Origin of the sequence: Micromonospora sp. URMC 107, assembly GCF_051386315.1 — a bacterium.
In the GTDB taxonomy this organism is placed as follows: Bacteria; Actinomycetota; Actinomycetes; order Mycobacteriales; family Micromonosporaceae; genus Micromonospora.
In genome coordinates, this window is record NZ_JBPQTK010000063.1 from 22460 (window position 1) to 32790 (window position 10331).

9 protein-coding genes are annotated in these 10331 nt (G+C 75.0%); 7 read left to right on the top strand and 2 right to left on the bottom strand.

What is annotated here, in order from left to right:
* Positions 1-105 precede the first annotated feature (105 nt).
* Positions 106-1659 (bottom strand): NAD(P)/FAD-dependent oxidoreductase, encoded by a 1554-nt coding sequence (locus ACSNN9_RS16275; RefSeq protein WP_436674059.1) that lies wholly within the window; start codon positions 1657-1659, stop codon positions 106-108.
* 222 nt (positions 1660-1881) lie between these two features.
* On the opposite strand from ACSNN9_RS16275, the gene ACSNN9_RS16280 reads away from it, so the two are divergent.
* Positions 1882-3135 carry a hypothetical protein gene (locus ACSNN9_RS16280; protein WP_436674061.1) on the top strand — a complete coding sequence of 418 codons (1254 nt, stop codon included), beginning with the start codon at positions 1882-1884 and terminating at the stop codon, positions 3133-3135.
* A gap of 87 nt (positions 3136-3222) precedes the next feature.
* On the opposite strand, the gene ACSNN9_RS16285 is transcribed toward ACSNN9_RS16280, so the two are convergent.
* Positions 3223-4350: a LacI family DNA-binding transcriptional regulator gene (locus ACSNN9_RS16285; RefSeq protein WP_436674063.1), complete on the bottom strand. Its 1128-nt coding sequence runs from the start codon at positions 4348-4350 to the stop codon at positions 3223-3225.
* Positions 4351-4648: 298 nt separating this feature from the next.
* On the opposite strand from ACSNN9_RS16285, the gene ACSNN9_RS16290 reads away from it, so the two are divergent.
* The 6 genes from ACSNN9_RS16290 to ACSNN9_RS16315 form a co-directional block, all read left to right on the top strand.
* Entirely contained in the window at positions 4649-5800 is a 1152-nt protein-coding gene (locus tag ACSNN9_RS16290) for a Gfo/Idh/MocA family protein (protein WP_357879146.1), read from the top strand.
* 56 nt (positions 5801-5856) lie between these two features.
* Positions 5857-7014: a dihydrodipicolinate synthase family protein gene (locus ACSNN9_RS16295; RefSeq protein WP_436674064.1), complete on the top strand. Its 1158-nt coding sequence runs from the start codon at positions 5857-5859 to the stop codon at positions 7012-7014.
* A gap of 38 nt (positions 7015-7052) precedes the next feature.
* Positions 7053-7874, top strand: coding sequence for a sugar phosphate isomerase/epimerase family protein (locus tag ACSNN9_RS16300; RefSeq protein ID WP_436674066.1), 822 nt, complete (start codon positions 7053-7055; stop codon positions 7872-7874).
* 52 nt (positions 7875-7926) lie between these two features.
* On the top strand, positions 7927-8370 hold the full coding sequence (locus tag ACSNN9_RS16305) for a hypothetical protein (protein WP_436674068.1): 444 nt from the start codon (positions 7927-7929) through the stop codon (positions 8368-8370).
* A gap of 129 nt (positions 8371-8499) precedes the next feature.
* On the top strand, positions 8500-9885 hold the full coding sequence (locus ACSNN9_RS16310; RefSeq protein WP_436674070.1) for an FAD-binding oxidoreductase: 1386 nt from the start codon (positions 8500-8502) through the stop codon (positions 9883-9885).
* Positions 9882-10331, top strand: a 450-nt coding sequence (locus ACSNN9_RS16315; RefSeq protein WP_436674072.1) for a 4Fe-4S dicluster domain-containing protein, incomplete at its 3' end; no start/stop codon positions are given. The genes ACSNN9_RS16310 and ACSNN9_RS16315, both read left to right, overlap by 4 nt.

Consider the following 10331-nt stretch of genomic DNA (forward strand, 5'->3'; position numbering starts at 1 on the left):
GCCGTCCACCGGCGTCACGGCTCCGCACCAGGTCTCGAGGACCGCGTCCCGCGAGGGATCGTCGACGAGGCCTTGCCGGCCGCCGGCCGGGCGGCGTCCGGCGGCTCAGCCGAGGCGTACCTGGGCCGGGCGTTCGGGCCGGGCAGCGCCGTCCAGCGTCGTGCCGACCGGGACGGCGGGCCGGGCCGGCACGACGGGCGCGTCCCGGCCGGTGCCCCGGTGGCCGTCCCCGTCGTGGCTCGACTCCTCGTGGTAGTCCTGTTCCACGTTGACCGACCACACGTCGTGCCGGGTGCCGCAGGCGATGTTCTCGGCGGTGAGCATCGCCGTCAGCATCGAGTGGTCCTGGTTGTTGTAGCGGTGCATGCCGTTGCGGCCCACCGGGTGCACGTTGGGCACCTCCCGCGCCAGCCAGTCCCGGATCACGTCCACGTTGCGCTGGTAGCGCTCGTCGTAGACCGGGTACGCCTTCGGCATGCGCACCACGTAGCCGGCCTCGACCACCCCCGGCCGGACCAGGCCGAGCCGCTCCAGCTCGGCGGTCGCGGCGACGATCAGCTCGGCGTCCGGCGTACGCCAGGTCTCGTCGTCCTCGAACACGAAGTACTCCAGGCCGAGGCAGGTGCGGCCGTCCTTGACCAGGTGCGGCGACCAGGAGCCGAAGTTCTGGATCCGGCCGACCTTCACCGCCGGGTCGTGCACGTAGATCCAGTTGTCCGGGAACGAGAACTCCTCCGGCACCACCAGCGCGACGGTCAGGAAGTCCCGGTACCGCAGGTCGGCCGCGGCGGCCACCACCTCCGGCGGGGGCGCCGGGCGCAGCGCGGCGACCAGCTCGGAGATCGGCATCGACGACACGACGTGCGCGGCCGGCTCGGTGCGCTGCCCGCCGGCCCCGTTGACGGTCACGGCGACGGCCCGGCGGCGCTCCGGGTCCCGGTGCACGGCGGTCACCCAGGTGCCGGTGTCCACCAGGCCCCCGCGCCGGCGGACCTCCTCGGCGCAGCGTTCCCACATCATGCCCGGGCCGAGCTTCGGATACTGGAACTCCTCGATCAGGCTGGTCACGTCCTTGCGGTTGCGCCGGGGCAGCACCGCGTTGCGCACCGCCTTGGCCAGCGACAGGTTCTTGATCCGCTGCGCGGCCCAGTCGGCCTGCAACCGGTCGGCCGGCATCCCCCAGACCTTCTCCGTGTACGTCTTGAAGAACATCGAGTACAGCCGCCAGCCGAAGCGGGCCGAGACCCAGCCCTCGAAGTGCGACTGGTCCTTCGGCGGGCGCAGCCGGGCCCGCGCGTACGAGCCCATGCAGAGCACGGCCTCCCGTACGCCGAGGTTGCGCAGGGCGTTCGTCGCGCTCAGCGGGTAGTCGAACAGGGCGCCCCGGTAGTAGATCCGGCTCATCCGGGGCCGCAGCAGGAAGTCCTCGTCGGGCAGGATCTCGTGCCAGAACTCCTCGACCCGGGCCACCTTCGTGAAGAACCGGTGCCCGCCGATGTCGAAGCGCCATCCGTCCCGCTCGACGGTGCGGCTGATCCCGCCCACCACCTCGTCGGCCTCGAACACCCGGACCGGGCTGTCCCGCCGGAGCAGCTCGTACGCCGCGGTGAGGCCTGCCGGCCCCGCGCCGATGACCACCGTGCCGCGTTCTTCGCCCATGCCCGTCGCCCCCTGCTTCCGCCTCCCGGAGGCGGCCCGCTTACCCGGCACCGGCCCGAACTCACCCCGGATCCCCGTCCGTCCCGCGACGCCCCGGCCCCGGCGGGGCCGCGCGGGGTGCGGCGCTCCCGGCACCCGGTCCGCCCCGGGGCGCGCCGACGTGTCAACGGGGCGAGAACGGGGATGTGGCACCGTTCGGGCGGCCGGATCGGGAGACGCGTGATGGACAGAGTGCGGGCCGTCTCGGACCGGCGCTGGCGCGCGGTGTCCGGCCGGCTGGCCGGGCGCGGGCACGACCTGCGGCGGGCGGCGTCGCGGGCCGCCGGCCGGGTGCCGTCGCCGTGGCTGTTCGTCCTCGCCGTCTTCTTCGGTACGAAGATCGTGCTCAGCGCCCTCGGGGTGCTCGCGCTGAGCGCCTTCGACGACGTGCCCTGGGCGCCGCCGCCGGACGAGACGACGATGCGCGAGCAGCAGCGGGCGGTCTCCGGGCACCGCGCGCTCGCGCTCTGGTTCGCCTGGGACTCGTTCCTCTACGACCACCTGGCGCGGCAGCCGCTCGACGAGCCGTGGCGCGACTTCGGCTTTCCCCTGCTCTATCCGTTCCTGGCCCGTCCGCTGGCCCCGCTGCTGGGCGGGGACACCGCCCTGGCGTTGCTGCTCGTCGCCAACGTCGCGTTCCTGCTGATGCTCTTCTACGCCCACCGGCTGGGCGAGCGGCTGCTCGGCGACGACGCCTCCGCCCGCCGGTTCGTCCGCTACCTGGTGCTGCTGCCGGCCGGGTTCCTGTTCCAGGCGGCGCTGACCGAGTCGCTGTTCCTCTGCCTCGCGCTCGCCGCCTTCCACCTGGCCGAGCGGCGGCGCTGGCTGCTCGTGGGCGTCGTCGGCTTCTTCCTGGCGATGAGCCGCTCGGTCGGGTTCCTCGTCGTGCTCCCGCTCGCCCTGGTGCTGCTGCGGCAGCACCGCTACCGGCTGGGCCCGCGCGCGTGGTGGACGTACGTCCGCCTCGGCTGGCCGCTGGCACTGGTGCCCGCCGGCTGGCTGGCCTTCATGGCGTTCTGCCGGTGGCAGAGCGGCGACTGGTTCGCCTACAAGCACGCCCAGGAGACCGGCTGGGGCATCCGTGTGCAGAACCCGCTGGCGGTGCTCTGGCACGGCCTGACCGAGACTCCGGCCCGCGACGCCCTGCGGGTGTGGGTCGCCGTGCTGGTGCTGGCGGTCCTGGTCGCGGGCGCCCGCCGGCTCGGGCTGCCCTATCTCGTGTACGGGCTGACCATGGTCCTGGTGCCGCTGTCGATGGGACCGCCGGTGTACAAGAGCCTGCTGCGCTACCTGATCGCCGTCTTCCCGGTCGCCCTCGTGCTGGCCCGCTGGGCCCGCCACGCGGGCGCCGACGCCTGGCTGACCGCCGCCCTGGCCCTGCTCCAGGGCGCGCTGTTCGTCACCTGGCTCGCCTACTGGACCCACTTCATCATCTGACCGTGCGGGCGGGGCGCCGGTGCTTGCGTCGTCGCGATGGTCGTCGTCACGCCCGCGCCCGGACCCGCCGTGGACCGGTGTGGAAGCTCAGCCTCCGCCGCGCGGCGACGGCCGCGACGGCCCGCCTCCACCGGTGGCTGCGGGCGGCCGGGAGCCGGCCGGCGCGGCGGATCCGACCCCCCGGGGGCGGACCGGGGTGACCTCGGGGGCCGGCCCGGTGCTGTCGCGGCGCACCACCTCGGCGGGCAGCACCTCGACGCGGGGCGCCGCCGCCCCCGGGTCGAGCGCCAGCGACATGGCGCGGGCCCCCATGTCGACCAGGGGCAGCCGGACGGTGGTCAGCGCCGGGGTGACGTCCCGGGCGATCGGCATGTCGTCGAAGCCGATGACCGACATCTGCCGGGGCACCGCCACCGACCGGGAGCGCAGCAGCGCCAGCGCGCCGATCGCCATCGAGTCGTTGAGCGCGACGATGGCGGTCAGCTCGGGGTCGGCGTCGAGCAGGGCGGCGGTGGCGGCGACGCCGCCGTCGCGGTCGAACTCGGCGTGCCGCACACGGTGCTCGGGCAGGCTCAGCCCGTGCGCGGCGAGGGACTCCCGCAGCCCGGTGAGCCGGTCGGTGGTGGTGGTGAGCACGGCCGGCCCGGCCACCACCCCGATCGCCCGGTGACCGAGCTCGTAGAGCTCCGCGCCGATCAACCGGCCGCCGGCGCGGTTGTCCGGCATCACCGCGTCGCCGGAGTGCTCGTGCCGGCCGATGACCGCGACCCGTCCGCCGGTCGCCTCGTAGGCGGCGAGCTTCTCGTTGAGCAGGCGGGTGAAGGTGGCGTCGTGGTAGCCCGAGCCGGCCAGGATGATCGCGGCGACCTGCTGGCCGCGCAGCAGCTCGACGTACTCCAGCTCGCGGTCCGGGTCGCGGTAGCTGTTGCAGATCATCAGCAGCCGGCCCTGGTCGGTGGCGACCCGTTGCAGGCCCCGGGTGATCTCGGCGAAGTACGGGTCGGAGACGTCGTGCACGATGACGCCGACCGCCACGCGGTGCGAGCGGGCCAGCAGCTGGGCGTGCGCGTTGGGGACGTACTGCAACTCGGCGACGGCGCGGAGCACGCGCTCGCGCAGCTCCTCGGTGACGGGCTTGCTGCTGCCGTTGATCACCCGGGAGGCGGTCGCGGGCGATACCCCGGCCCGCCGGGCCACGTCGGACAGGGTCGCCACTGCCGCCCCCTCGGTCGTTTCTCGACGGCCGCGCCCCGGTGCCGGCCACCCGTCACCGTACCGCAGCGAAAGCCCTTCCCCGGCCCCGCGCGCGCCCGGCCGGCCCGGCGGGCGACGCCCGCCGCACGACGGGGCCGGACAGCCCCTTGCCTGAGGCGGGAAGGGTTCCCTACGCTGCCCAGGAAAGCGCTTGCCTGACAATCCGCCGCCGGGGACCTCCGGGCGGCGGCGCAGGCGTGGAACAGGTCGCCGCCCGCCGCCGTCCCGGTCGGAGGCGCCCGCGGAGGGAAGGATCACCATGACCCGCAGGTCGATAGGCATCATCGTCAACGGCGTCACCGGCCGGATGGGCTACCGGCAGCACCTGGTGCGCTCCCTGCTCGCCATCCGCGAGCAGGGCGGCGTGCCCCTGGCCGACGGCACGTCGATCTGGCCCGAGCCCGTCCTGGTCGGGCGCAGCGAGACCAAGCTCCGCGAGATCGCCGAGCGGCACGGGCTGACCGACTGGACCACCGACCTGAGCGCGGCGCTGGCCCGCGACGACGTCGAGATCTACTTCGACGCCCAGGTCACCCAGCAGCGGGAGAAGGCGATCCGCCGGGCGCTGGAGGCCGGCAAGCACATCTACACCGAGAAGCCGCTGGCCGAGGACACCGAGGGCGCCCTCGACCTGGCCCGCGCGGCGCGCGCCGCCGGCGTGCGTACGGGGGTGGTGCAGGACAAGCTCTTCCTGCCCGGGCTGCGCAAGCTCAAGCGGCTCATCGACGGCGGCTTCTTCGGCCGGATCCTGTCGGTGCGCGGGGAGTTCGGCTACTGGGTCTTCGAGGGCGACTGGCAGCCGGCCCAGCGCCCCTCCTGGAACTACCGGAGCGAGGACGGCGGCGGCATCGTCGTCGACATGTTCCCGCACTGGCAGTACGTGCTGGAGGAGCTCTTCGGGCGGGTGCGCACGGTCTCCTGCCTCACCGCCACGCACGTGCCGCAGCGCGTCGACGAGGCGGGCCGCACCTACCCGGCGACGGCCGACGACGCCGCGTACGGCATCTTCGAGCTCGACGGCGGCGTGGTCGCGCAGCTCAACTCCTCGTGGTGCGTCCGGGTGCACCGCGACGAGCTGGTCGAGTTCCAGGTCGACGGCACCGAGGGCAGCGCCGTGGCGGGGCTGCGCAGCTGCCGGGTGCAGCACCGCGCGGTCACCCCGAAGCCGGTGTGGAACCCGGACCTGCCGGTCACCGAGCCCTTCCGGTCGCAGTGGACGGAGGTGCCGGACAACGAGGAGTTCGACAACGGCTTCAAGGTGCAGTGGGAGGCGTTCCTGCGGCACGTCGTCGCCAACGAGCCGTTCCCGTGGGACTTCCTGGCCGGCGCGCGCGGCGTGCAGCTCGCCGAGCTGGGCCTGCGGTCGGCGCGGGAGGGCGCCCGGCTGGACATCCCGGAGCTGGAGCTGTGAGCGCGAGGAGTGAGCCGGGTTTGCGAGCCCCGCAGTCGCGAACGGAAGGGGGTGCTGTGAGCGGGAACAACGAGGTGGTGCTGCCCGGAGGGCGGCGGTACCGGTTGACCGGGGGCACCGGCTTCCCGCGTCCCGCCGCTCCGCCGAAAAGCCGGATCGCGTACGCCGCCGCGCACGTGGTCGCCGACCCGACGGCCGAGAACATCCCCGGCGCCCCGGCCGTGCTCGACTGGGACCGCACCCTGGCCTTCCGACACCACCTGTGGTCGTACGGCTTCGGGGTGGCCGAGGCGATGGACACCGCGCAGCGCGGCATGGGCCTGGACTACCCGGCCACCCGCGAGCTGATCCGGCGCAGCGCCGCCGAGGCCCGTGCCGTGGGCGGGCGGATCGTCGCCGGGGTCGGCACGGACCAGCTCCCGCCCGGCCCGGCCACCCTGGCCGAGGTCGCCCGCGCCTACCGCGAGCAGCTCGACGACGTGCGGGCCGCCGGGGCCCGCCCGGTGCTGATGTGCAGCCGCCACCTGGCCGCCGCCGCCCGGAGCCCGGAGGACTACCTGCGGGTGTACGACGAACTGCTGAGCGCCGCCGACGAGCCGGTGGTGCTGCACTGGCTCGGCCCGATGTTCGACCCGGCGCTCGCGGGCTACTGGGGATCGACCGACCTCGACGAGGCCGCCGACGCCGTGGTCGAGCTGATCAAGGCCCACGACGCCCGGGTGGACGGGATCAAGGTCTCCCTGCTGGACGCCGGCCGGGAGGTGGCGCTGCGCCGCCGGCTGCCGGCCGGGGTGCGCCTCTACACCGGCGACGACTTCCACTACCCGGAGCTGATCCGGGGCGACGCGAGCGGTCACTCCGACGCGCTGCTCGGCGTGTTCGCCGCGATCGCGCCGGCCGCCGCCGCCGCGCTCGCCGCGCTGGACCGGGGGGACCGGGAGGCGTACGACGCGATCTTCGCGCCGACCGTGCCCCTGGCCCGGCACATCTTCGCGGCCCCCACCTGGCACTACAAGACGGGCATCGTCTTCCTGGCCTGGCTGACCGGGCACCAGGACCACTTCACGATGGTCGGCGGGGCGCAGTCCGGCCGCTCGCCGGCGCACCTGGCGACCCTGCTCACCCTCGCCGACGCCGCCGGGCTGCTGCCCGACGCCGACCTGGCCGCCGCCCGCGCCCGGGCGCTGTTCACCGTGACGGGGGTGGACCAGTGAGCGCCGGTCCCGCGAGCCCTGCGGCCGGGGGGCGCCGGGTGAGCGGAGACGGCGCGGACGCGCTGCGGCGGTTCTCGTTTAACCAGGCCACGTCGCAGCACTGGCCGCTACCCGAGGTGGTCGCCGGCTGCGTCGCCGCCGGTGTACCGGGGATCGGGCTGTGGCGGGAGCCGGTCGCCGAGTACGGGCTGGCCCGCGCCGCGAAGCTGGTCCGCGACGCCGGCCTCGAGGTCACGTCCCTGTGCCGGGGCGGCTTCTTCACCGCCGACGGCTGGCGGGAGGAGAACCTGCGGGCCATCGAGGAGGCCGCCACCCTCGGCACCTCGGTCCTGGTGCTGGTCTCCGGCGGTCTGCCGGTGGGCAGCCGGGACGTCGAGGGCGCCCGCCACCGGGTCGCCGACGCCATCGCCGAGCTGGCCCCGCACGCCGCCGCGGCGGGGGTGACCCTGGCGATCGAGCCGCTGCACCCGATGTTCTGCGCCGACCGCTGCGTGGTGTCCACCCTCGGCCAGGCGCTCGACATCGCCGAGCGGTTCGACCCGGGCGTGGTCGGGGTCGTCGTCGACGCCTACCACGTGTGGTGGGACGACACGGTGTACGCGCAGATCGCCCGGGCGGGGGAGCGGATCGCCGCGTTCCAGGTGTGCGACTGGGTCACCCCGCTGCCCGAGGGGGTGCTGCTCGGCCGGGCGCTGCCCGGTGACGGCTGCATCGAGCTGCGCCGGCTGCGGGAGGCCGTCGACGCGACCGGCTACACCGGGCCAATCGAGGTGGAGGTCTTCTCGGCCGAGGTGTGGGCGCGGCCCGGCCGGGAGGTCCTGGACGCGTCGGTGGCGGGATACCTGCGCCACGTCGTCTGACGACGGTCCCGGCCGGTCGGCGGCCGGCCGGGATCCGGGCGAGGATGAGGGGGTGACCGACCGACGGGTGCACCTCGACGACCTCGGCGCGTGGCTGGTCAAGGGCAACGCGGACCGGGTCGACCTGGCCGGCCGCTTCGCCCGCGATCCGCGGGTGACGGGCTGGTGCGTACGCCCCGGCTACCGGGTCCGGCTGATGCGCGCCGGTCAGCCGGTGGTCTTCTGGGCCAGCGGCAGCCGCGGCCGGCTCGCGTACGGCGTCTGGGGCGTGGGGCGGGTGGCCGCCGCCGCGCTGCCGGGCGAGCCGGGCGCGGCCTGGACGGTGCCGTTGGACCTGACGGTCCTCGACGAGGCGCACCGGGTGCCCCGTGAGCTCTTCCGGGCCGATGCCCGGCTGGCCGGCGCGGAGGTGCTCCGGCAGCCGCAGGGGGCCAACCCGTCCTTCCTCACGGTGGCCGAGTTCGCCGCGCTGCGGGAGCACCTGCCGCCGGGCTGACCGCCGGGCCCGCCGTCTTCACCTGACCCGTCCGGCTCTCTATGATCGGTGAAAACTGTCGCCGGACAGACGGTCGAAGGCCGGCAAAAACCTACGGGCGCGCGACCGACGCGCCGGGAAGGGGTGGGCATGGCGCTGTCCGCGACCGTCCTCGCCGAGCTGCGCGGCATCGTCGGCCCGTCGCACGTGCACGACGCGGCCGGCGACCTCGTGGCGTACGCCCGGGACGCCACGCCCCTCTTCTCGCACCGCCCGGACGCGGTGGTCTTCCCGGCGGACACCGCCGAGGTGGCCGCGGTGCTGGCGCTCGCCACCCGGCACGGGGTGCCCGTGGTGCCCCGCGGCGCGGGCTCCAACCTGTGCGCCGCGACCGTGCCGCTGCGCGGCGGGATCGTGCTGGTGCTGACCCGGCTCGCCGCCATCCTGGAGATCAGCGCGGACGAACTGCTCGCCCGGGTGCAACCTGGCGTGACCAGCGCCGCCCTCGCCGACGCGGCCGCCGCGCGGGGCCTGCTCTGGGCGCCCGACCCGGGCAGCCGGACCGTCGCCACGGTCGGCGGCACGATCGCCACCTGCGCGGGCGGGCTGCGCGGCCTGAAGTACGGCGTGACCCGCAACTACGTGCTGGGCCTGGAGGCGGTGCTGCCCACCGGCGAGGTCATCCGCACCGGCGGACGCCTGTGGAAGGACGTCGCCGGCTACGACCTGACCCGGCTGCTCACCGGGTCCGAGGGCACCCTCGCCGTGATCACCGAGGCGACCGTGGCGCTGCTGCCCGCCCCGGCGTCGACGAACACCGGGGTCGCGTACTTCCCGACGCTGGCCGACGCGGGGGAGGCGGTCGCCCGGGTGATCCGGGCCGGGGTGGTGCCAGCGACGCTGGAGTTCCTCGACCGGGCCTGCATCGAGGCCGTGGAGGACTTCGCCCACCTGGGACTCCGCGCCGACGCGGGCGCCCTGCTGCTCTTCGGCGACGACGGCCCGCCGGACCTGGTCGCCACCCACCTGGAGCGGATCGGCGCGGCCTGCGTCGAGGCCGGCGCCGTGGAGGTCACCACGGCCCGCGAGATCGCCCAGGCCGAGGCGCTGCTGGCCGCCCGGCGGTGCGCGCTGCCGGCGCTGTCCCGCCGGGGCGGGGTGACCATTCTGGAGGACGCGACCGTGCCCCGGCCGCGGATCGCCGAGATGGTCGACCGGATCGACGCCATCGCCGCCCGGCACGACGTGGCCGTCGCCACCTTCGGCCACGCCGGTGACGGCAACCTGCACCCCACCTGCGTGCTCGACTCGGCCGAGGACCACGAGGCGGTACGCCGGGCCGAGGCGGCCTTCGCCGACGTCTTCGCCGCCGCCATCGACCTCGGCGGCACGATCACCGGCGAGCACGGGGTGGGGGCGGCGAAACTGCCGTTCCTCGCCGCCCGGCTCGGCGACGACCAGCTCGCCCTGTTGCGCCGCATCAAGACCGCCTTCGACCCGGCGGGCATCCTCAACCCCGGAAAGCTCGGATCGTGACCGGCGACGTGTTCGACCCGGAGCAGCTGTCCCGCTGCATCTCCTGCGGGTTCTGCCTGCCGGCCTGCCCCACGTACGCGATGACCGGCGACGAGGCGTCCTCGCCGCGCGGGCGGATCACGCTGATGCGGGCGTTGCAGGACGGCACCCTGCCCCCCGACGACGCCACCCTCGCCGAGCAGTCCTCGTTCTGCCTGGGCTGCCGCGCCTGCGAGCCGGTCTGTCCGGCCGGCGTGGAGTACGGCAGCCTGCTGGAGCAGTGGCGGGTGCACCAGTGGCGGGGCTGGCGGCGGCCGCTGGTGGCCCGGGCGCTGATGCTGCTGGTCGAGCAGCGGTGGCTGCTGCGGCTGTCCGGTCTCGTCCGCCGCGCCGCCCGGCTGACCGCCGGGAAGAGACCCCGCTCGACGCAGCCCAGCATGAGCTGCGCGCCCGAACTGGCCGTGCCC